We start from the raw sequence: 21663 nt of genomic DNA, 5'->3' as shown, positions 1-21663 counted from the left end.
TCACGACACTTCGCCAGTCGAAGCATGTGAGACTCCGCCCATGCGGGCGGAGTCCCGTTCCTGTCGAGCGTGGTTCTCTTACTTGGGTGCGACGAAGTTGCCGCTCACGCTTACGCCGCTGTAAGCAGCATCACCAACCACCGTGACGTAGTAGGTTGCATCCACCGGTCGCGAGATCGCCACCGACTTGGCAGTACCGGTGCCCGCCGCCGACTTGAAGTCGTAATTGGTGGCACTGGCTACGGAACCCGCCTTGACATAGATGGACACGCTGCCGGTGCCGCCTAGCGTGCGCAGGGTCAGTGCAAGCGCACCCGCCGGTACTCTCAGCGTGTAGACGGTGCTGGAACCGGCCGCGCCGGATTGGTTGGCCAGCACGACGCCATTGGTGAGCGGGATCGTGGTGTCCTGATTGCCGCCATCGCCGCCGCCGTTGTCATAAACCGCCGCCGCCGCCACGGCCGCACCCGCATCGAGCAGGCCGGCTCCAAAGGTCTTCGCCGCTGCCGGCGTGACCTTCGGTACATGAGCCGTGCTCGTCAGGATGCTCAGTACTTCCGCTGGCTTCAGCAGGGGTTTCTGGGCCGCGATGCGCGCGCTCTGCATCAACGCAACCGTACCGGTCACGTGAGGAGTGGCCTGCGAAGTGCCGGCCATGCCACCAAGCGTGTCGCCGGCAGGGCTGGCGGTCGGCGTGGTGGTGCCTTTGTTGAGGGCCTGCCACATGAAGCCTTCCGGATTCAGCTGCGTACCCGAGCTCCCGTCGTTCTTGTATACACCACCACCCGGTGCAGCCAGAGCAATAATGCTTTCGCCAGGCACGTTGTAGTTGGAGTAGTACGACAACTTGCTGGTGTAGCCGGTCGAAGCCACCGTGATCGCACCCGGGCAGCTGGCCGGCGAGAAATTGGCAACATCGGCACTGTTGTTGCCGGCAGCGACCACCACGACCGCACCCAAGGCATTGGCCTTGGCAATGGCAATGGCCGCGTCGTCGTCGGCCGGACAGGCACCCGCGCCACCCAGGCTCAGGTTGATCACTTTCGCCGGGTTCTGGTTGTCCGGAACCCCATCCACATGGCCACCTGCGGCCCACACGATGGCATCGTTGATATCGCTGTCATAGCCACCGCAATGGCCCAGCACGCGTACCGGCAGCACCTTGGCGTTATAGGCAATGCCTGCGCCCCAGCTGCCAGCGGCCGGACCATTGTTGGTGATCTCGGCACCGCTGGCGCTGGCCACATGGGTGCCATGCCAGGAACTCGGTTGCTGCTGAGCTTTGGTAACGCAGCCGCCGTTGGTCGTCAGATACTTGCTATCCGTCGTCCAGTCACCGGTATCCCAACCGCCGGGCGCACGATCATCCGTGGCGCGATCGGAAACAAAAGCATCGCTGATGAAATCGTAGCCCGCATTGGCCAGCGACGTATTGACGTCCGCGTGCTGGACGATGCCGGTATCGAGCACAGCGATCGTCACGCCGGTACCGTCGGCGAGATTCCATGCACCTGTGATATTGGCGCCGCCATCGTTGGCGACCTTGCCGGTCGGAGTCAGCGTGCCATCCGGCGGCAGGTAATCGGTCTGATATGCCGCGAAATACTGGTCGTTCGGCGAGAAGCTGGCCGGGTCCAGGGTGGTTTCGGCCTTGATGCCGATCGCCTGGCGCATCACGTCCGGACCCACGAAGGCCACCGCCGGATCGGCGGCAATGGACTGGATGAGGGCAGTCGCTTCAGCCTGGCTCAGCCGGCGCGAGGTGGTCACCAGGTCGGCGCCGGTCGCGAGTTTGCGCTGGTAGTTCACGGCCGGCAGGTTGCCCGACAACGAGGCCTGGCTCAGCGCCGCGCGCCCGACAGCGGCTTTGACGTTCTGCAGGGCGGCGGTCTTGCTGCCCTGCTCGGTGGAATCGGTGCGATACCGCACGATGAAGCGATTGTAGCTACCGTCGGTCTGCAGGGCACTGACATTGAACTTTGCACTCAGCCCTGGGCTGGCCGGCGTTACGTCGCCTGCAAAGGCCGTGACCGAGAAAGTGATTGCGATGGAGGCTGCCAGCAGCCCCTTGATCCCCAAACTATTCACCATTGCGATAGATCCCCGAATTTTGATGATGGTTTTTTTCCATGGATACGTCGATGGAAACCCTGCTGCGCGAAACCCCCGTTCCACGCCTGGCGCCAACTGAAGAGTTCAGCCGCCAGTTCATGCGATCCGCCTGCGGATATCGCACAGTCTTGCGAATCTAGCATTCGATTTTTACAAGCGTCAATGAGAAATTGCGATAAATCGCATGATTTTTCTGAGCCTGATCTGCTAAGGGCATGCTGCAGCGCGATGGCCTGCACGACGCCGCGAACCCGCCTGCCGGTGACCACGAGACTTCCGTATACGTGGAAACCGCATATCCACTGAATATCGGCAGCTTCTGTTGCGTGCATTGCTTCGTCAGAAACCGATGCGGTGTTGCAACGTGCGTTCGCGAATGGTTGCAGCCTGATGAGCCCGCAGCAGTCGTTCTCACAGGCATGCCCGACACGATCATGCCCAGGCCCTGCGATGGCATCGCGGTTGAAAGCACAGGCCAGCACGACATCCTGCACATGCTCAAACGTCCGCTGCGGATTGCGCGGGTGCAGAAGCCGAAGTTCCTGCACCCGCGCAACGCATTCGCCAATACGCCTGACTTACTGCGCAGGCTGGACGAAGCTGCCCTGCACCGTGACACCGGAGAACGCGGTTACACCGACCACCTTGATGTAGTAAGTGCCCGCCACCGGCCTGCTGACAGCAACCGACTCGCTGTTGGTGCCTGCGTGAACCGACTTGAAGTCGTTGTCGGTCTCGGACGGCTCGGCGCCGACCTTCACGAACAGCGAAACGTCACCGGTACCGCCCAAGGTACGCAAGGTCAGCGCGAGCGCGCCGGCCGGTACGTCCAGCTTGTACAGGCTCGAACCGCCCGCCGTACCGGACTGGCCGCCCAGGGCAACCCCGTTGGTCAGCTGGACCGCGACCGGGCCTGTCGGAACGGACGGATCAGGCAAGCCATTGCCCCATGCATTGAACTGATTGTGCAATTCGGCGTCGCTGAGGCAGGCATTCAGGCTGGTGGCCTGCGGTGCCGAGATCAGCTGCTTGGCAGCAAGGTCAGCTGCATAGGCCAGCATCGACGTGCGGTAAATGCCGAAATGGGCTGCCGAAACCGCAATCGTCTTGGCATTGGAATACACGTTGGCGCCGATCACGATGCCACCCGGGATCCAGGTCGGCACGCCGGTGTTGCAGGTCAGCAGCATCTGGCCGGTTTCGTTGAGCTGCCAGCCCTCGTCCTTGAACAGCGCCGGGGTCAGGTCCAGGTTGATGTGACCTTTCAGGTCCGGACTTTCGGCGTACTCCATCAGCGCATTCGGCGACAGACGGGTGTCGTAATGCGAGAACGACGAACCCGAAGCCAGCGTCGTCGGCGCATAGAGCAACACGGCGCCAGCGGCATCCGTGCCGGCAAGACCGCTGCCGAAACCGAGACTCACGGACGCATCACTGACGTGCTGCTTGAGGGTCGCGCCGTCGGCCTGGCTGATCAGCAGCGTCGGAATAGTCGGATTGGCATAACTAGCGTCGCCACCCGGGGTCAAGACGCCAGTCGTGTTGTTAGCCAGGATCACGGCCGTTGCGCCAGCAGCCTCGGCATTAACCGACTTCAGCTGAAAACTGCAGGTACCACGATCGACGATAGCGACATGTCCTGCAATAGCCGCCGCATTGTCAAACGGAACGCAGCCTTGCGAATCGGCCCCCGAGATTCCCACGACCACGTTGCCGGAGAAATTCTGCGCGGTTGGTGCCGGACCATACGAGGCAGCTGCATACTCGAAGCCGCCCAGGGAACCGCCCGGTGTAGTTGCCAACAGCACCGGCGGCGGACCCAGCGCCAGCGGCGCTTCTGCCATGACGTTGGGACCACGGAAGACGAGCTTGCCATCGTCCAATGCCGCCGCCTTGCGCTGGGCGTTGGTCATGTCGCCCCAATACTTCTGGGCGGTGTTGCCGTAAGCGTAGGACGAATAGATGTCGTTCCGGCTGCCGGAGAGCGCGCCGCTGCTGAGCGTGCTGCGACCGGCAAAGCCCAGACCGTGGCCCATCTCGTGCAGCATCACATTGAGCAGGTTGGACTTGCCCGCAGGCGTATTGCCGTCAAGACCGAAGTACCAACCCGAATCCGGCAGACAGGTGGAGGTGCCCAGCGCACCGTTGAACGACATCGACATGTCGGACGTCGTCGGCGTCGCATCGGTTCCGAGGTACATGTTCACCAGGGCGCCGGGGTACCACAGATTCAGCTTCGCGCCTGCCGGCAAGCTGTTTGCATCGGTGAAGGCCGCGTAGCCCAAGGTGCCGGTCGAACCCAGCACCGTGCCGTTGGCGTCGCACTGGAGCGGGCCGAAATTGGCATCGACCTGAATGGGCACGGTGCTCTTGAGCACGGCGCCCCACATATAGGCTGCAAAGTTGAAAACGATCTGCGCCTGCTGACCACGGGTGGTGCCCTGGTTGCCACCGACCGGCGTGGCTGGCGTCGTATCGTTCAGGCCAACACCGGCCTTGTCTTTGTTGATGATCTGGATCTCGGCAGCGGCGGCGCTGCCAGCCATACCCAGCAGGCCCGCAACCAGCAGGGCGCTGAAAAGCTTGCTGCGACGGATCATTGGGTCACCTCCGCGGCGACGGCATGCTGCACGCTGTCACCCGGGTGCACCACCACCAGATGGCCCTGCGCATCGCGCTTGCCGACCACATTGCTCATTTCACTCTCCGGGGTATCCACCAGCTCCAGTTCGACGCCGTTCACGCGCACCTTGCGCAGTGTCTTGAGCGACTCGGCCTCGGTGCGCGGCCGGCCACTGGTGCTGGGCAGCAAGGCCTGCTGCTGGCGCTTGAGTTCCACCGACTTGGCGAATGCCGCCGCCTCCTCGGGCGTGGGCGCGCGCAGCTTCTTGGTGACCGGATCAAAGAAGGCGACCTGCATGGAACCGCCGGCGACCGAAGTCTCCACCGGCTGTGCTGGCTGTACCGGCTTGTTGTCGGCGGCGATCGCCGCACAGGCGAACAGGCCTGTGAGCATCACAGCCGCCGCCTGAGTCCTTACGTTCTTCATCAATGCAAAACCCTCCCGTTGAAAAAGGCGCCGCAAGCCGGCACCGAAAATGGAGCGCACTTGTCCGTGGCGCGCGTATTGCGCACCAGAACTTGATCAACTCTTCACGCGTCTACGCCCGAGGAATGGAGGAACGCGCGAGCAGTACGCTGCGCATGCGCCCGAGCCACATTTCGACCATGCCAAAGTCGCCCAACGACTCACCTACCCCGTGACTCGCCCACCCCCGTATACCGCCTCTCACCCCCGGCAATGTCCGATCAGCTCAAGACATCGACGGTCTTCACCTGCTGCGAGTCCCGTGTCATCGCGATCTCCATTTCCGATATGAAGATCGCCACCCCATTCCATCCGCGATTTCCAAATCTGCGAATCCCATCACCGAAACTAACAGCAATTTCTTGCGGTCGTCAACGTAATTTCACGGCCAACCAAGCACGCAAAATGTTGCGATGCCGGCATGCCTGACCTTGTGCACCGGTCGACGTCTGCCAGAATTGGGAGTCATGTCACGGCCAAGACCCATGCAGTTACTAGATATCGGCGCCAACCTCTGCCACGAGTCGTTCCACCCTGACCTCGATGCCGTGCTGCAACGTGCGCATACGCATGGTGTAGGGCGAATGATCGTGACGGGCGCCTCGCGCGACAGCAGCAGGCAGGCGCTGGTGCTGGCCAGGGCGCATCCCGGCAAGCTGTTCGCCACGGCAGGCGTACATCCACACCACGCGATCGACTATGACGATGCCACCGATGCGTTGTTGCGCGAGTTGTCGCGGGATGCTTCGGTGCTGGCGATCGGCGAAACGGGGCTGGACTACAACCGCAACTATTCGCCACGCGAAGTGCAGTTGCAGGTATTCGAGCGCCAGTTGCAGATCGCCGTGGATATGCACATGCCGCTATTTCTCCACCAGCGCGATGCACATGCTGACTTCATCGCGCTGCTGCGGCGCTATCGCGACAAGGTGCCGGCCGCCGTGGTGCACTGCTTTACCGACGGCGGCGAGGCGCTGCGCGACTATCTTGCGCTGGACTGCCACATCGGCATCACCGGCTGGATCTGCGACGAACGCCGCGGCACCCATCTGCGCGAACTGGTGCACGAGATTCCCGCAAACCGGTTGATGATCGAGACCGATGCGCCCTACCTGCTGCCGCGCACGGTACGGCCGCAACCGGCGCACCGGCGCAACGAGCCGATGTACCTCAAGCACATCTGCGAGGAGATCGCGCGCGATCGTGGTGAGCAGGTGGCCGACACGGCGGCGAACAGCACGGCGACCGCCGAGGCGTTCTTCGGTCTGGCGCCGCTCCCCTAGGGATGGCCTGACAACTCCTCATCCCTTGGAGTGCACAGGATGCGCCCCTTACGGCAACAGCGTGCGCGTCTCGCCAGGCGCCAACCCGTCCAGCGCGTGCTCGCCGATACGCACACGTATCAGTCGCAGCGTAGGAAAACCAACCGCGGCGGTCATCCGCCGTACCTGCCGGTTGCGGCCTTCGCGCAGGGTGAGACTGAGCCAGCTGGTGGGGATGCTCTTGCGGAAACGCACCGGCGGGTCACGCGGCCACAGCCAGTCCGGCTCCACCGAAAGCTCGGCGGCGACCGGCAGGGTCGGACCATCGCTCAGCACCACCCCGCGGCGCAGCGCCACCAGCGCGGCCTCGTCGATTTCGCCATCGACCTGCACGAGATAGGTCTTCGCCCGCTTGTGGCGCGGATCGGTCAACCGGTGCGCGAGCCCGCCGTCGTCGGTCAGCAGCAAAAGCCCTTCGCTGTCATGATCCAGCCGTCCAGCCGCATAGACGTCTTTTTGCCTGACGAATTCGGCCAGCGTGCGCCGACCGTCCGCATCCGTGAACTGGCACAGCACGCCATACGGCTTGTTCAATGCGATCAGCATGGCGATGCGCAGCGCACGATGCCTCAGGGCGTCGAGGCGGCCGACACCGGCGCCGCCGGCTTGATGAAGCGCAGGGTCATCCGGTCGGACTCACCGATCGTCAGGTACTTGGCCTTGTCCTGCTCGCCCAGCGTGAGCGTGGGCGGCAGCGTCCACACCCCTTTCGGATAGTCCTTGGTGTCCCTCGGATTGGCGTTGATCTCGCTGCTGTCATCCAGGGTAAAGCCCGCTTCGGTGGCCAGTTTCACTACATAGCGGGTCGGCAGGTAGCCGCTGCCCTTCACCGTCGCCAGCGAAGCATCGTCGTCGGCACGGTGATCGACCACACCCAGCACACCGCCGGGCCGCAGCACCGCGAAGAACGCCTTGAACATGGCCGGCGCGGTATCCGCCATCACCCAGTTGTGCACGTTGCGGAAGGTCAGCACCAGATCGGCCGAGCCGGGCGCACCGAACACGGGCGCCTTCGGATCGAACTCGACGAACTTCGCATTGCCGTAATGCGCCGCATCGGCGGCAAATTTCTGATGCAGGGCGTCGTCGTCGCGACGCGCTTCGCCACCACCGGCAGGCGCCTGCACGGCGGCGACATAGTGGCCGTTGTCGTGCAGCAGCGGCACCAGGATCTCGCTGTACCAGCCGCCGCCGGGGGTAATCTCGATCACCGTCTGGTCCGGCCGGATGCCGAAGAACTGCAAGGTGGCCTTGGGGTGGCGATATACATCGCGCGCACGGTTTGCGGCCGAGCGCCAGTTGCCGGCCAGCACGCTGTCCAGCTGGGCGGAAGTGAAATCGCTGGCGCTGGTCGGCGGCACCAGTTCGTCGGCCGGCTGGTCCGACTCGACCGTGGCCGCCGGTGCCGCTTGCGCGACGGCCACGGCCGGCCGGCCCAGAGAGGCCGCCAGCAGCAGCGCCGCCAGTGTCGTGCCCAGACGCGCCGTGCCCATGCTTGCTGCTTGTGTCCTGCGATTCATTGATTGCCCCTTGGACGTGTCGGTCGCCCCGACTCGACGCCATCATGGCGCCGGCGATGTGCAGACCCGGTAGATGTGTCAGAACGGCCGCGGGCAGACCGACTGCAGGCCGTCGATATGCTCGTGCAGATCCGGCGCGATGCCCTGCCACATCGGGTCGAGGATGAAGTCGATGCCCTCGTAGCGCGCCAGCTTTGCCGCCGGGATGAAATCCGCGTCGCCGGCGATCAGGATGATCTGGTCGACCAGCTTCTTGTAGGTCAATGCGGCGATGTCGATGCCGATCTTCATGTCGACCTGGGTCTGACGCATGTCCGGCTCGAAATGCTCGTCGCCGAGATCGTCCCATTGCAGGCTGCCGTCGCGCAGCTGCTGATAGGCGATGCGCTTGAGCTGCCATTCGCCGCGTTCGGCCAGCCGGCCCAGCCGCAGCGCCATCTTGCGCTGGCGGCGCAGCTGGTCGTGCAGCTCGCGCCGGAACGCCGCGGCGCCGGTACGGCCAAAATCGATGCTGTCGCCGCTGACCGGCTTGAGGAAACTCTTCTCCAGCGGCGGGCAGTCGTAGAAAAAGATGCGGTACAGCGACTCGCGCGGGCGGTCGACCGCCTTCAGATGCTCCAGCGCCATGCTGAATACGGTCTTCGCCACGGCGCGTGCATCGTTCGCGTCACGCTCGCCGTAAACCTTGCGGTAGCGGGCAAGGAAAAAAGCGCCGTCGACGAGGATGGCGGTGCGGTTCATAGGACAACCTTATGGGCATGCGGCATGGATGAATGAAGGCCACCGGCAGGATGGGGCCGGCGGTCTGTGCACATTCTAAGGCGTCTGCGTGCGTGGTGGGAGCGGCTTGGACCACCCCCGCGGCTGGGCTCAGTAATGGATCACCGAGCGGATCACCTTGCCCGCATGCATCAGCTCGAACGCCTCATTGATGCGTTCCAGCGGCAACACCTCGGTGATCATTTCGTCGATGCGGATTTCGCCGGCCATGTAGCGATCGACATAACCCGGCAGCTGCGAGCGACCCTTGACCCCGCCAAACGCCGAACCGCGCCAGACCCGGCCGGTGACCAGCTGGAACGGCCGCGTGCTGATCTCCTGCCCGGCGCCGGCGACGCCGATGATGATCGACTCGCCCCAGCCCTTGTGGCAGCACTCCAGCGCCGCGCGCATCACGTGCACGTTGCCGATGCACTCGAACGAATAATCGACGCCGCCATCGGTGAGATCCACGATCACCTGCTGGATTGGCGTGTCCGGGTAATCCTTCGGGTTGATGCAGTCGGTGGCGCCGAGCAGCCTGGCCATCTCGAACTTGTCCGGATTGGTGTCGACCACCACGATGCGCCCGGCCTTCGCCATCACCGCACCCTGCACCACCGACAGGCCGATGCCGCCCATGCCGAACACCGCCACCGACGCACCCGGCTCGACTTTCGCCGTATTGAGCACCGCGCCGATGCCGGTGGTGATGCCACAACCGAGCAGGCAGACCTTCTCCAGCGGCGCGGCCTTGTTGATCTTCGCCAGCGAGATCTCCGGCAGCACGGTGTATTCGCTGAACGTGCTGGTGCCCATGTAGTGCAGCAGCGGCTTGCCGTTGAGGGAGAAGCGGCTGGTGCCGTCCGGCATCAGGCCCTTGCCCTGGGTGACGCGGATCTTCTGGCACAGGTTGGTCTTGCCGGAGCGGCAGAATTTGCACTCGCCGCATTCGGGCGTGTACAGCGGAATCACGTGATCGCCGACCTTGAGCGAGGTGACGCCTTCGCCGACTTCCTCGACGATGCCGCCACCCTCGTGACCGAGAATCACCGGGAACATGCCTTCCGGATCGGCGCCCGACAGGGTGAACGCATCGGTGTGGCAGACGCCGGTGGCGACGATGCGCACCAGCACTTCGCCGGCCTTCGGCCCGGCGACATCGACCTGTTCGATCGTGAGCGGCTTGCCCGCTTCCCAGGCAACAGCGGCGCGTGACTTCATGGTTCAACTCCTGACGATAGTTCTGCAACGACCCCCGATGATGACGCGTCTGCCCGCTTTGCGAAACCGCGTCAGCCCAGTGGCGTGTCATCGGGCCGAAACGCCGACATCTGCCTACCGTAGTCGTCCGCCTCGGCCAGCAGCCATTCGCGGAACAGCTGCAGGCCGCGATGCTCCCGTGAGCGCGGCGGATACACCAACCAGTACGCCTCCTTCACTGCCAGGTAGTTGTCGCCCAGCACCTGCAGCCGGCCGGCGTCGATCAGCGACTTCGACGTCACCATCCGCCCCAGTGCCACGCCGAGACCTTCCAGCGCCGCGTGACGCAGCGCATCGAGACTGTCGAACTGCGCCACGTAGCGCGTCGGTGGCGTGCCACCGATGCGGGCGAACCAGTCATTCCAGCGCGTGGACGGTGGCGGCTCGCCGAGCAGCGGCCAGCGCGAAAGGTCACGCGGATCGATGCCTTCCATCCGCGCCACCAGCTCGGGCGCAGCGACCGGCGCGATCCATTCACCAAACAGCCGCTCGCCATGCAGGCCAGGCCAGTCGCCACGACCGTAGCGCAGGCCGACATCGACCGGCTCACGCTCGAAATTCACCAGTGCCGACGTCGACTGCAGGCTGAGTTCCAGGTCCGGATGCCGCGCGACCAGTCGTGGCAGTCGCGGCACCAGCCAGCTCGACATGATGCCGGGGCTGGCGCTGAGCGTGAGCGCATCGTGGCGACGCAGGTGGTAGCGCGAGAGCGCATGCTCGATGCCGTCGAAATGCTCGCCGACCGCCTCGAGCAGGCTGCAACCATCGACAGTCAGCGTCACCCCGCGTGGCCCGCGCTGGAACAGCCGTCGTTCCAGCCGTTCCTCCAGCTGGCGCATCTGATGACTGAGCGCACTTACGGTGAGATTCGCCTGCGTCGCGGCGCGCGACAGATTGCCCAGCCGAGCGACCAGCACGAACTGTTGCAACAGGCCCAGCGGCACGCGTCCCATCTTGAATATCCTTCAAGTCTGGCTTGCAAATATATCGCTTTTTTAGGGAATGTTGCCTGCGTATCTTGAACCCTCACCAAGCCTCCATGCTTCCAGGAGATTCCGTCATGAGCTCACTCTGGACCAACCTGTTGTTCCTGCACGGTCACGTCGCCCATAACGATCTGCCCTGGCGGCCCGATACCCGTACCACGACGGATCGACGCAAGCCCGGCGCCGGGAAGTCCAAGTCAATCGCGCGGATGTGCTGCGCGGCGATGATCTGGCCGCGGCTCGTCGGGCCGCGTTGAGCCGACACCGCCTGTTCCGGCACGCAACCGCCCCGGACACATCACGCTCCTTTTGCCCGGATGCGTGCATGCTTGGCACCTCCCATGACCCGAGGTGTTCCTCCGTGCACAAGCGCCCACTTGGCAAATCGTCGTTGTCCATCTTCCCGCTGGCGTTCGGCGGCAACGTGTTCGGCTGGAGTGCCGACGAAAAGCGCTCGTTCGAACTGCTCGATGCGTTCGTCGACGGTGGCGGCAACCTGATCGATACCGCCGATGTGTATTCCGCGTGGGTCCCCGGCAATCGCGGCGGCGAGTCGGAGAGCATCATCGGTCGCTGGCTCAGGCAGAGCGGCAAGCGCGACCAGGTGGTGATCGCCACCAAGGTGGCGAAGTGGGCCGAGCATCCCGGCCTGTCGCCGGCAAACATCCACCAGGCCGTGGACGGCTCGCTCAAGCGCCTGCAGACCGACCACATCGACCTGTACCAGGCGCATGAGGACGATGCCAGCGTGCCGCTGGCCGAGACTCTCGGTGCGTTCGCCCGGCTGATCGAGGCCGGCAAGGTGCGCGTGATCGGTGCATCCAACTACGGCGCCGCACGCTTCGCCGATGCGCTGGCGGCATCCAGGCAACATGGCCTGCCACGCTACGAAAGCCTGCAGCCGGAATACAACCTGGTCAGCCGCGATGGCTACGAAAAGGAACTGGAGCGGCTGATCCGCGCAGAGCACATCGGCGTGATCAACTACTACGCGCTGGCCAGCGGCTTTCTCAGCGGCAAGTACCGCAGCGACGCCGACCTGGCCCGAAGCAGCGCGCGCGGCGGCGCGGTGAAAAAATACCTGAACCCGCACGGCATGCAGGTGCTCGCTGCACTCGACGCGATTGCCGCCGCCCGCCAGGCCACTCCGGCACAGGTGGCGCTGGCCTGGCTGATCGCGCGACCGGGCATCATCGCCCCCATCGCCAGCGCCACCAGCGTGGCACAGCTGCATGAGCTGCTCGGTGCCACTCGACTGCAACTGACGCACGACGAGATTGCGCAGCTGGATCTGGCCAGCGCCTACTGATCATCTCGGTGAGGTGCCTGCACTCGCCGGGGCCTCGGCACTCTCGGCAGAGGCGGGATCCGCATCCAGATCTTCCGGCGATTCGACCCGATAGCCGTCGGCTTGCAACGCCGCCAGATAGCCGCCCGGCTTCAGCAACTCGCTCATCGGCAGCATCGCGAACGTCTGCGCGTTGCTGCCCAGCGCCGCACGCGCGGCTGCCAGCCAGGTGGCCTGCAACCGGGCCGGCACATCGTCCAGCCCCAGCGTACGTGCGAAACCGGCACTGGCGACCGCCGAGACACAGGCGTCGCGACGTTCGCTGTCGGGCAGCTCACGCAACGCCTGCAGATCGCCGCGGGCCCAGGCGTTGGCACGCACCTTCATCGCCGGCATGTCCTGCTCGATGCTGTCCAACGTGCGGATGAAGCAGGTCGTGTCGTGCGGCGCGGAGTTTTTGAATGCCTTGATCGCCGCGCCCGGATGCTCGATGACGACCTGATAGTCCGTCGATGTCTCCCTGACGCCGTAGCGCGCGGCCAACGCATTGATGCTGGCCTGGATGCCGCCGGTCTTGCTCAGGCCATTGGCCTGGATCGCCTTCTTGTACAGCTCCTGCGCCGCGAAGATCGGCCGCCAGCGCTCGATGCCGCGGTTGTTGCCGATGTACTTCTGCTTGAGCACCTGCCAGCGCGCATACACCGGTGGCGGAAGCACCTGCTGCAGGGTCTCGCCATCATCGTTCTTGCGTGCGCCGTAGGCCGATGGCAGCAGGAACATCTTGCCCAGGAAGCCGACATCGGCCTTCATCGTCACGGAAGGCGACAGCAGCACCTGCTGCGACTGGCTGATCACCTGCTCCAGCTCGCGCGATTGCCATTGCATGTTCTGCGGCAACGGCGACATCGTGCCGAGCACCCACATCACGTGGTTGCCTTTCGACACCTTCCACAGGCCTGGGCCAGGCTGCACGCCGCTGACCACCACGGTCGCCAGCTCGGCCACATTCGACGGCACCGGTGGTACAGGCGTGCTGGCCGTGGTCGATTGGGCGAACAGCGGCGACAGGCCACTCAGCGCGAACACGAAGGCAACAGGCAACAAGCGCATCCGGGTGGCTCCATTCTCAACAGCAGCCATTGTGGCAGGGCGATCCTGACCCGCACGTTGCCGACGGTGGCAGCGACGCACGCACCGCTCGAAATGAAAACGGGGCGCCGACAGGCGTCCCGCTTCATGCTGCCATCACGCCTACGGCACTGACGCCGACACGATTCGCCTCAAGCCGACAGCGTCGCCAGCGCGGCATTGAAGGTCGGACTCGGGCGCATCGCCTGGCTCACCAACGCCAGGTCCGGATGGTAGTAGCCGCCGATGTCCACCGGCTGGCCTTGCACGCTGGCGAGCTCATCGATGATCTTCGCCTCGTTTTCCTCCAGCGCCCTGGCCAGCGGAACGAACCTCGCCTTCAGCGCGGCATGCGTATCCTGCATCGCCAGCGCCTGCGCCCAGTACAGCGCCAGGTAGAAATGGCTGCCGCGGTTGTCCAGCTCGCCCACCTTGCGTGACGGCGACTTGTTGTTGTTCAGGAACTTGCCGTTGGCCTGGTCGAGCGTCTTCGCCAGCACGCCGGCATCGACGCTGTCGTAGCGGCTGCCGAGATGCTCGAGCGAGGCCGCCATGGCGAGAAACTCGCCCAGCGAATCCCAGCGCAGATAGTTCTCCTCAAGGAACTGCTGCACGTGCTTGGGCGCCGAACCGCCGGCACCGGTTTCGAACAGGCCGCCGCCGGCCATCAACGGCACGATCGACAGCATTTTGGCGCTGGTGCCCAGTTCCATGATCGGGAACAGGTCGGTCAGGTAGTCGCGCAGCACGTTGCCGGTGACGGAAATCGTGTCCAGTCCCTGGCGGATGCGCTCCAGCGAGAACTTCGTCGCCTCCACCGGCGTCATGATGCGGATGTCCAGGCCGCTGATGTCGTAATCCTTCAGGTAGCGCTCGACCTTGGCGATCACCTGCGCATCGTGGGCGCGCGCGGCATCCAGCCAGAACACCGCCGGAGTGTGACGCGCGCGGCTCACCGCCAGCTTCACCCAGTCCTGGATCGGCGCATCCTTGGTCTGGCACATGCGCCAGATGTCGCCCGCCTCGACCGCGTGCTCGAGCAGCACCTTGCCGGTCTCGTCGATCACCTTCACCACGCCGTCGGCGGCGATCTGGAAAGTCTTGTCGTGCGAGCCGTACTCCTCCGCCTGCTGCGCCATCAGGCCGACATTGGGCACGCTGCCCATGGTCGCCGGATCGTAGGCGCCATGCGCCTTGCAGTCCTCGATCACGGCCTGGTAGACGTCGGCGTAGCAGCGATCCGGGATCACCGCCTTGGTGTCCTGCAGCTTGCCTTCGGCGTTCCACATCTTGCCGGAGTCGCGGATCATTGCCGGCATCGAGGCGTCGATGATCACGTCGCTGGGCACGTGCAGGTTGGTGATGCCCTTGTCGGAATTGACCATCGCCAGCGCCGGGCGCTGCGCGTATTCGGCCGCGATGTCGGCCTTGATCGCGGCCTGCGTCGCTTCCGGCAGCGCGCCGAGACGGGCATACAGGTCGCCGATGCCGTTGTTCGGATTGAAGCCGATGCTCTTGAGTGCATCGGCATGCTTGGCCAGCACGTCCTTGTAGAACTCGCCGACGACCACGCCGAACATGATCGGGTCGGAGACCTTCATCATGGTGGCCTTCAGGTGCAGCGAGAACAGCACGCCCTGCCGCTTGGCATCCTCGACCTGCGCATCGATGAAGCTGGCCAGCGCACGCTTGCCCATCACCGCGGCGTCGATGATCTCGCCGGCCAGCAGCGCCGTCTTCGGCTTCAGCACGGCGTGGCTGCCGTCCTTGCCGAACCACTCGATGCTGACGTTGCCGGCCCGTTCGAGCAGTGCGGATTTTTCGGTACCGTAGAAATCGCCGCCATCCATGTGCGCGACGTGGGTCTTCGAATCCTGGCTCCATGCGCCCATCTTGTGCGGATGCTTGCGCGCGTAGTTCTTGACCGACGCCGGCGCGCGGCGATCGGAGTTGCCTTCGCGCAGCACCGGATTCACCGCGCTGCCCTTGACCCGGTCGTAGCGCGTCTTGACGTCCTTTTCGTGCGCATCCTTCGGCTCGTCCGGATAGTCCGGCAGCGCGTAGCCATGCTGCTGCAGTTCCTTGATCGCCGCCTTCAGCTGCGGCATCGATGCGCTGATGTTCGGCAGCTTGATGATGTTCGCTTCCGGCGTGGTGGCGAGCTGGCCCAGCTCGGCCAGGTCGTCGGCGATCTTCTGATCGTCGCGCAGGAACTCCGGGAACAGCGCGATGATGCGCCCCGCCAGCGAGATGTCGCGCGTCTCCACCTTGATCCCCGCGGTGCCGGTGAACGCGGCGATGATCGGCAGCAGGGACTGCGTGGCCAGGAACGGCGCCTCATCGGTCAGCGTGTAGATGATCTTTGGCGTGGTGGACATTGTCTGCATTGACCTCGTTAGCTAGCGCATTTCAGGGATGGAGGGATCGCCTGGTGCGACGACGCCCGGCTTCATCCGAAGCCACCCCAGCAGGATCGACCGGAGTTCATGGAAGCCTCCCATTGTCGCGTTTTCGCCCTGAAGGGGAAAGCGCGAGCCAAGGTGACCCTCATCGTCACGACTTGCCTGACTGGGAAATCCTTGCTGACGACCTGGACGTCATTCGGCGACGATGTCGGCCATGGTCACCAGCCATTCGGCACGATGAAGCTTTCCGGCTCTTGCGCACCGTTATGATGAAGGCCGCCGCTCCACGGAGACATCGCCATGTCCGACGACAGCACCTGTGACACCGACCGCCTCGACGACGTCGTACTGGCCTTGCTATGGGCCAACAGCTTCGAGGAAGAATTCGGCGGTCATCGCGCCTGGAAATCGCTGCCGTGGGATGCGCTCGACCGGCTGCATGCCAGAGGGCTGATCGGCGACGCCCGCCGTCGCGCCCATAGCGTGGCGCTCGACCCTGCGGCATTCGAACGTGGCCGGGCCCTCTTCGAACAGTGGTTCGCCGCCCCATCCAGGGCACCCGTACCGACGACCGTCAAGGCCATCGCACGAACCGGAACCAAGGCAACCACTGCCACGGTACATCAGTTCAAGATCACCCTTGACCGTGTCAAGCCGCCGGTCTGGCGACGCATCCAGCTGCCCAGCAGCGCCACCTTTTGGGACCTGCATTGCACCCTCAGCGACGCGATGGGCTGGGAAGATGCGCACATGCACGAGTTTCGCATCGGCGGCAAACGCAACGGCCTGCAGATCGGCATCCCGATGGAATACGACATGCCGTGGGGCGATGCCCCCGGCCTCGCCGACTGGGACGTGCCGATCACCGCCCATCTCGCCGAACCCGGCACCAGCTGCGTCTATCTCTACGACTTCGGCGACGGCTGGAGCCACAAGGTCCTGCTCGAGGCCATCCTGCCCGCCGAGGCAAAAGCCAAATACCCGCGCTGCCTCGCCGGCGCCCGAGCCTGCCCGCCCGAAGACTGCGGCGGCGTGCATGGCTATCAGCAGATCTGTACCGCTCTCGCCAACCCGGCCAAGGCCGACGAGGAAGCCGAGGAACTGCTGGAATGGCTCGGCGGCGACTACGACCCCGAGGCATTCGACGCCGGCAAGGTGAAGTTCCGTTCGGCGGCGCGGCGGCTAAAGGAATTGCGCAGCAGCATGCGCTGAGAGCCACCACCAAAGTCGTCGAATCGTATAATTTTGCGGTAACCCAAATCGTTTATCTCGTCGCGAGCCGTGAGACTGACGATGGGTACGCGACGCGAAAGGTGGTGTGCTCCGCAGCGATTCGCTGCGGCCTCATTGAAGCCATGCGGTCAATACCGCGCGCATCGGACGCCCCTATGGGTGCTCCGCAGCGATTCGCTGCGGCCTCATTGAAGCTTGGTGCTCGGGTCGCGCGTGGTTGGGCACTGCGCGGGGTGCTCCGCAGCGATTCGCTGCGGCCTCATTGAAGCTACTGCCATGCCTGCAGCGCCCCCTCCACTTCGGTCTGTGCTCCGCAGCGATTCGCTGCGGCCTCATTGAAGCATGTTCTCCGTTCTCCTAAGCGCGGTGGGACACACCGGGTGCTCCGCAGCGATTCGCTGCGGCCTCATTGAAGCTCCAAAAGTGACGACGTGGCCCTCGCTCGTCGTCACCTGTGCTCCGCAGCGATTCGCTGCGGCCTCATTGAAGCTACCGTGCCAACGGTCTGGACATGTGCCGTCCCGTGGTGCTCCGCAGCGATTCGCTGCGGCCTCATTGAAGCCCAGATTCAATTTTTGCGCGGCATATTCGGGCTTGTGTGCTCCGCAGCGATTCGCTGCGGCCTCATTGAAGCAGGCGTTGATCGCCGCGGCGAAATCGGCCAAGTAGGAGGTGCTCCGCAGCGATTCGCTGCGGCCTCATTCGATGGTAGCCAGAACAACCATGCCGGTTGCCGCGCGGATCTCCAGGAACACGTCCAAGTGCACTCCGGCAGATCCGCAGCAGACGCTACGCCACGCCCGCCGCGGCCGTATCAATGCCCTGCGCCGGCCGAACTGTTGCTGGCGGGTGATGGCTGGGCGGAAGAGCCGCTGTGCATCGGCGTCATCGCCGAACCACTGCTAGCCGGTGCCTGGGTAGAGGCACCGGTTGCCGTTGCCGGTGCCGGTGCCGGTGCGAGAGCTGTGGCTGCGGACGGTGGCGCAGTGGGAGATTGGGACACCGATTCCTCGTTCTTGCCACACGCGTTCAGCGCCAGCACGGCGGCCAGTGCGACGGTGTACATCAGGGTATGGCGAGTCATCTTCATCGGGATCTCCTGCTGCGGGCGAACAAGCGCACGTGGATTTGTGGGGGGAGTGCAGTGATAGCCAGCGCGGGGTTAACAAGCCGTGTGCATGAAGGCAACGCTTTGCTTACAAAGCCCATGCAGTCAGCTGCGGGATTGGCCTGTCGAAGACGATGTCTCAGCCGCGCACGCTGACGATCCGTCGCGACCGTGCGCGTTCCTGTCGATCCGCCCACCACGCCTTCCGCCGCGCCGCCATGCACGAGAAGACCACATACAGCGCCGGCGTGCTGAGCAGGGTGAGGCTTTGCGAAATCAGCAGGCCGCCGATCAGCGCGATGCCGAGCGGGCGGCGCAGTTCGGAGCCTTCGCCGAGACCGATCGCGATCGGCAGCGCGGCGAGGATCGCGACCATGGTGGTCATCATGATCGGGCGGAAGCGCACGATGCAGGCCTCGCGGGCTGCCTCCAGCGGACTCTTGCCGTGCTCGCGTTCGGCGACGAGGGCGAAGTCGATCATCATGATCGCGTTCTTCTTGACGATGCCGATCAGCAACACCAGCGCGATCTGCGCGATCACCGACAGCTCGGTGCCGGTCAGCCACAGCGCCATCAGCGCGCCGACACCCGCCGCCGGCAGGGTGGACAGGATCGTCACCGGATGGATCAGGCTCTCGTACAGCATGCCCAGCACGATGTAGACGGTGAGGATCGCGCCCAGCACCAGCCACAGCATGCCGCTCTGCGATTGCTGGAAGCGGCGGAAATCGCCACCCACGTTGAGCTTGATGTCGCCCGGCATGCGCATGTTCTTGGCCGTCGCCTGGATCACCTGCAGCGCCTCGCCCTGGCTCACGCCGGGCGCCACGTTGAAGCTGAGATCCATCGTGGTCTGCTGGTTCTCGTGGGTGACCTGGGTCGGCGCCAGGCCGGCCCGCTGGTGCGCGAACGCGGTCAGCGGAATCATCTGGTTGTTGGTCGAGCGCACATAGGTGCTGTCCAGCGAAGCCGGCGACGCGGTCTGGTTCGGCAGCGCGTTGATCACCACCTTGTACTGGTTGAGGTCGGAATAGATCGTCGATACCTGGCGCTGGCCGAAGGCGTCGTACAGCGCGCCATCGATGGTGCCGATGGACAAGCCGAGTCGCGAGGCCTTGTCGCGATCGATCACGATGTCCTGCTCGAGGCCGGCATCGTCGACATCGCTGCCGACATCCCGCAGCTGCGGGTTCTTCTTCAGCTCGGTGACCAGTTTCGGCAGCCATTCCTGCAGTTCGGCCAGATCGTCGCCCTGCAGGGATATCTGATACTGCGCGCCCTGGCTGGTGCCGCCACCGCCGAAGCTGGGCAGATCCTGGATCGGGCGCAGGCGCACGTTGAGGTCGGGATACTTCGCCGCCTTCGCACTGAGCCGCGCCAGCGCCTCGAAGGTGTCGTCCTTGCGCCCCTCGGCATGCGTCTTCAGCTGGATGTCGAAGAAGCCGCTGGCACCCTGCCGGCTGCTGCCCAGCCGCGAGCCGACCGTGGCCACGTCGTGGTCCTTCAGCAGCATGTCGATCAGGCGCTGCTGGCGGTTGACGGAGTCCTGGAACGACACGGTGGCGCCCGACGTCGCGCGGCCGCGGATCAGGCCGGTATCCTGCGGCGGGAACAGGCTGGTCTTGACCTGGGTGAACAGGAACACGGTGACGCCGATCAGGATCAGCGGGGTCAGCGACAGCAGCAAGGCATGCCGCAGCGAGAAATTCAGTGCGCGGACGTAGACCGCCAGCATGCGCTCGTGGAAGCGATCGATGGCCAGACCCCAGCGCGACGATTCGGCGGCCTGGCGATGCCCGCGCAGGAAGTGGCCGCACATCGACGGCGTCAGGGTTAGCGACACCAGCGCCGAGATCACGATCGCCGCCACCAGCGTCATCGTGAACTCCTTGAAGAACATGCCGGTGATGCCGCCCATGAACAGCAGCGGGATGAACACCGCGATCAGCGATCCGGTGATCGACACGATGGTGAAGCCGATTTCCCGCGCGCCGGCCAGCGCAGCCTGCATCCGCGTCATGCCCTGATCGATGTGCCGCACGATGTTCTCGATCACCACGATCGCATCGTCGACCACGAAGCCAATGGCGATCACCAGCGCCAGCAGGGTGAGGTTGTTGAGGGTGTAGCCGAGCACGTACATCAGCGTGGCTGCACCGGCCAACGACAGCGGCACCGTCGCCGCGGCAATCAGGGTCGGCGCCAGCCGGCGCAGGAACAGCGCCATCGTCAGGACCACCATCGCCAGGCTGATCAGCAAGGTGGCCTGCACTTCGTGCAGCGACGCGCGAATGGTCGGCGTGCCGTCGAAATACGAGGTCAGCGAAGTACCCGGCTGCAGGTACCCGCGCAGCTCGGGGATGGTGGCCTTGACGCGGTCCACCGTGCCGATGATGTTGGCGTTGGACTGCTTGTACACGTACATCAGGATCGCCGGCTTGCCCTGGAACCAGGCCGCCTGATAGGCGTCCTGGGTGCCGTCGTACACCTTGGCCACATCGGACAGGCGCACCGCCACGCCCTTCTGGTTGGAGATGATCAGCCTGGCGAAATCATCGGCGCTGTGCAGGGCGTCGTTCGCGGTCACCGCCATGGTGGTGTGGCCGTCGGTCAGAAAGCCTTGCGGGGAGGTCACGTTGGCCGCGGTCAGCGCGTTGCGCAGATCGTCCGGCGACAGCCCCATCGCATTGAGCGCGCGCAGGTTCACGTCGACGCGCACCGCCGGCGTCGAGGCACCGGCGATATCCACCGAGGCGACACCATCGAGCTGGCGCAGCCGCTGCGCCAGCAACGAGTCGGCGACGTCGTACAGATCGCGCGTGGACTGCGTATCGGAGGTCAGCGCGAAGGCGATGATCGGATCGTCGTTCGGGTTGGCTTTCTCGTAACTGGGCGGGCTGTTGAGACCGGACGGCAGGTCCGACTGCGCCGCATTGATCGCCGCCTGCACGTCGCGCGCAGCGGCATCCAGGTTGCGGCTGGTGTTGAACATCAGGAATACCTGCGTACTGCCCAGCGAACTGGACGAGCGCATGGTGTCGATGCCCGGCACCTGGCCCAAGTGGCGCTCGAGCGGCGCAGCCACGGTGGAAGCCATGTTGCCGGCGCTGGCGCCAGCCTGGCTGGCCTGCACGAAGATCACCGGAAACTGCATGTCCGGCAGCGCAGCGACACCGAGCAGTGCATAACAGATCATGCCGACCACGAAGACGCCGATCGCCAGCAGCGAGGTGCCGATCGGGCGGCGAATGAACGGTCCGGAGATATTCATGGATCAAGCTTGGCCAGGGTGCGGATGAGGTTATGCCAGACGGCACGTGAAAGTCTCATCCCATGGCTAACGCATCAACCGCGAAAAGGTTGAGCGATCCGAGGGAATGAGCGGCCACCGGATCCCCTGTCACCGGGGCCATGCAAAGGCAACAGCCGGCGGGTTCACCGCCGGCATTGC

At 64.5% G+C, this 21663-nt stretch carries 17 protein-coding genes and 1 CRISPR repeat array; of the genes, 4 read left to right on the top strand and 13 right to left on the bottom strand.

Features of this window, described 5'->3' with window-relative positions; genetic code table 11:
• Nucleotides 1–78: 78 nt before the first annotated feature.
• The 4 genes from B0E46_RS03250 to B0E46_RS03240 all read right to left on the bottom strand — a co-directional run bounded on the left by B0E46_RS03250 (nt 79) and on the right by B0E46_RS03240 (nt 5128).
• Entirely contained in the window at nt 79–2091 is a 2013-nt protein-coding gene (locus B0E46_RS03250) for a S8 family serine peptidase (RefSeq protein WP_077554269.1), read from the bottom strand.
• Nucleotides 2085–2606 carry a hypothetical protein gene (locus B0E46_RS17180; RefSeq protein WP_139350403.1) on the bottom strand — a complete coding sequence of 174 codons (522 nt, stop codon included), beginning with the start codon at nt 2604–2606 and terminating at the stop codon, nt 2085–2087. The genes B0E46_RS03250 and B0E46_RS17180 overlap by 7 nt, the downstream gene beginning before the upstream one ends.
• 84 nt (nt 2607–2690) lie before the next feature.
• Entirely contained in the window at nt 2691–4712 is a 2022-nt protein-coding gene (locus B0E46_RS03245) for a PA domain-containing protein (RefSeq protein ID WP_077554268.1), read from the bottom strand.
• Nucleotides 4709–5128 carry a hypothetical protein gene (locus B0E46_RS03240; RefSeq protein WP_077554267.1) on the bottom strand — a complete coding sequence of 140 codons (420 nt, stop codon included), beginning with the start codon at nt 5126–5128 and terminating at the stop codon, nt 4709–4711. The genes B0E46_RS03245 and B0E46_RS03240 overlap by 4 nt, the downstream gene beginning before the upstream one ends.
• A gap of 557 nt (nt 5129–5685) precedes the next feature.
• On the opposite strand from B0E46_RS03240, the gene B0E46_RS03235 reads away from it, so the two are divergent.
• On the top strand, nt 5686–6483 hold the full coding sequence (locus B0E46_RS03235; RefSeq protein ID WP_077554266.1) for a TatD family hydrolase: 798 nt from the start codon (nt 5686–5688) through the stop codon (nt 6481–6483).
• Nucleotides 6484–6531: 48 nt separating this feature from the next.
• On the opposite strand, the gene B0E46_RS03230 is transcribed toward B0E46_RS03235, so the two are convergent.
• The 5 genes from B0E46_RS03230 to B0E46_RS03210 all read right to left on the bottom strand — a co-directional run bounded on the left by B0E46_RS03230 (nt 6532) and on the right by B0E46_RS03210 (nt 11017).
• The gene (locus B0E46_RS03230) at nt 6532–7068 is read right to left on the bottom strand and encodes a pseudouridine synthase (protein WP_077554265.1); all 537 of its coding nucleotides are present in this window, start codon (nt 7066–7068) and stop codon (nt 6532–6534) included.
• Between the two features lie 23 nt (nt 7069–7091).
• Nucleotides 7092–8015, bottom strand: a complete 924-nt coding sequence (locus B0E46_RS03225; protein ID WP_254425023.1) for a methyltransferase — start codon at nt 8013–8015, stop codon at nt 7092–7094.
• A gap of 105 nt (nt 8016–8120) precedes the next feature.
• Nucleotides 8121–8783, bottom strand: a complete 663-nt coding sequence (locus B0E46_RS03220) for an NYN domain-containing protein (protein WP_077554264.1) — start codon at nt 8781–8783, stop codon at nt 8121–8123.
• 129 nt (nt 8784–8912) lie between these two features.
• A complete protein-coding gene (locus B0E46_RS03215; protein WP_077554263.1) occupies nt 8913–10025 on the bottom strand; it encodes an S-(hydroxymethyl)glutathione dehydrogenase/class III alcohol dehydrogenase in 1113 nt (370 codons plus the stop codon).
• A 71-nt stretch (nt 10026–10096) separates the two neighbouring features.
• A complete protein-coding gene (locus B0E46_RS03210) occupies nt 10097–11017 on the bottom strand; it encodes a LysR substrate-binding domain-containing protein (protein WP_077554262.1) in 921 nt (306 codons plus the stop codon).
• Between the two features lie 107 nt (nt 11018–11124).
• On the opposite strand from B0E46_RS03210, the gene B0E46_RS03205 reads away from it, so the two are divergent.
• Both B0E46_RS03205 and B0E46_RS03200 read left to right on the top strand, forming a co-directional pair.
• The gene (locus tag B0E46_RS03205) at nt 11125–11307 is read left to right on the top strand and encodes a hypothetical protein (RefSeq protein ID WP_077554261.1); all 183 of its coding nucleotides are present in this window, start codon (nt 11125–11127) and stop codon (nt 11305–11307) included.
• A gap of 104 nt (nt 11308–11411) precedes the next feature.
• Nucleotides 11412–12359: an aldo/keto reductase gene (locus tag B0E46_RS03200; protein WP_077554260.1), complete on the top strand. Its 948-nt coding sequence runs from the start codon at nt 11412–11414 to the stop codon at nt 12357–12359.
• Here the strand turns inward: B0E46_RS03200 and B0E46_RS03195 are convergent, their stop codons facing one another.
• Nucleotides 12360–13448 carry a TraB/GumN family protein gene (locus tag B0E46_RS03195; protein ID WP_077554259.1) on the bottom strand — a complete coding sequence of 363 codons (1089 nt, stop codon included), beginning with the start codon at nt 13446–13448 and terminating at the stop codon, nt 12360–12362.
• 170 nt (nt 13449–13618) lie between these two features.
• A complete protein-coding gene (locus tag B0E46_RS03190) occupies nt 13619–15844 on the bottom strand; it encodes an NADP-dependent isocitrate dehydrogenase (RefSeq protein WP_077554258.1) in 2226 nt (741 codons plus the stop codon).
• Nucleotides 15845–16171: 327 nt separating this feature from the next.
• On the opposite strand from B0E46_RS03190, the gene B0E46_RS03185 reads away from it, so the two are divergent.
• Nucleotides 16172–17083 (top strand): DUF6429 family protein, encoded by a 912-nt coding sequence (locus B0E46_RS03185; RefSeq protein WP_077554257.1) that lies wholly within the window; start codon nt 16172–16174, stop codon nt 17081–17083.
• Between the two features lie 106 nt (nt 17084–17189).
• Nucleotides 17190–17812: a CRISPR direct-repeat array (repeat unit 36 nt; unit sequence GTGCTCCGCAGCGATTCGCTGCGGCCTCATTGAAGC).
• A 106-nt stretch (nt 17813–17918) separates the two neighbouring features.
• Here B0E46_RS03185 and B0E46_RS17175 read toward each other — a convergent pair.
• Both B0E46_RS17175 and B0E46_RS03180 read right to left on the bottom strand, forming a co-directional pair.
• Entirely contained in the window at nt 17919–18194 is a 276-nt protein-coding gene (locus B0E46_RS17175; protein ID WP_139350402.1) for a hypothetical protein, read from the bottom strand.
• A gap of 157 nt (nt 18195–18351) precedes the next feature.
• Complete coding sequence (locus B0E46_RS03180; RefSeq protein ID WP_077554256.1) at nt 18352–21483, bottom strand: efflux RND transporter permease subunit; 3132 nt, start codon at nt 21481–21483, stop codon at nt 18352–18354.
• Between the last annotated feature and the right edge of the window lie 180 nt (nt 21484–21663).

This window comes from Rhodanobacter sp. B04, from assembly GCF_002001125.1.
Taxonomy (GTDB): domain Bacteria; phylum Pseudomonadota; class Gammaproteobacteria; order Xanthomonadales; family Rhodanobacteraceae; genus Rhodanobacter.
This window is presented reverse-complemented; position numbering and strand designations above follow the sequence as displayed.

Bases quoted from the DNA above. Each gene is read 5' to 3' on its own strand.
- B0E46_RS03250 (WP_077554269.1), bottom strand. From the start codon at position 2,091: ATGGTGAATAGTTTGGGGATCAAGGGGCTGCTGGCAGCCTCCATCGCA.
- B0E46_RS03245 (WP_077554268.1), bottom strand. From the start codon at position 4,712: ATGATCCGTCGCAGCAAGCTTTTCAGCGCCCTGCTGGTTGCGGGCCTG.
- B0E46_RS03240 (WP_077554267.1), bottom strand. From the start codon at position 5,128: ATGCTCACAGGCCTGTTCGCCTGTGCGGCGATCGCCGCCGACAACAAG.
- B0E46_RS03235 (WP_077554266.1), top strand. From the start codon at position 5,686: ATGCAGTTACTAGATATCGGCGCCAACCTCTGCCACGAGTCGTTCCAC.
- B0E46_RS03230 (WP_077554265.1), bottom strand. From the start codon at position 7,068: ATGCTGATCGCATTGAACAAGCCGTATGGCGTGCTGTGCCAGTTCACG.
- B0E46_RS03225 (WP_254425023.1), bottom strand. From the start codon at position 8,015: ATGGGCACGGCGCGTCTGGGCACGACACTGGCGGCGCTGCTGCTGGCG.
- B0E46_RS03220 (WP_077554264.1), bottom strand. From the start codon at position 8,783: ATGAACCGCACCGCCATCCTCGTCGACGGCGCTTTTTTCCTTGCCCGC.
- B0E46_RS03215 (WP_077554263.1), bottom strand. From the start codon at position 10,025: ATGAAGTCACGCGCCGCTGTTGCCTGGGAAGCGGGCAAGCCGCTCACG.
- B0E46_RS03210 (WP_077554262.1), bottom strand. From the start codon at position 11,017: ATGGGACGCGTGCCGCTGGGCCTGTTGCAACAGTTCGTGCTGGTCGCT.
- B0E46_RS03205 (WP_077554261.1), top strand. From the start codon at position 11,125: ATGAGCTCACTCTGGACCAACCTGTTGTTCCTGCACGGTCACGTCGCC.
- B0E46_RS03195 (WP_077554259.1), bottom strand. From the start codon at position 13,448: ATGCGCTTGTTGCCTGTTGCCTTCGTGTTCGCGCTGAGTGGCCTGTCG.
- B0E46_RS03190 (WP_077554258.1), bottom strand. From the start codon at position 15,844: ATGTCCACCACGCCAAAGATCATCTACACGCTGACCGATGAGGCGCCG.
- B0E46_RS03185 (WP_077554257.1), top strand. From the start codon at position 16,172: ATGTCCGACGACAGCACCTGTGACACCGACCGCCTCGACGACGTCGTA.
- B0E46_RS17175 (WP_139350402.1), bottom strand. From the start codon at position 18,194: ATGAAGATGACTCGCCATACCCTGATGTACACCGTCGCACTGGCCGCC.
- B0E46_RS03180 (WP_077554256.1), bottom strand. From the start codon at position 21,483: ATGAATATCTCCGGACCGTTCATTCGCCGCCCGATCGGCACCTCGCTG.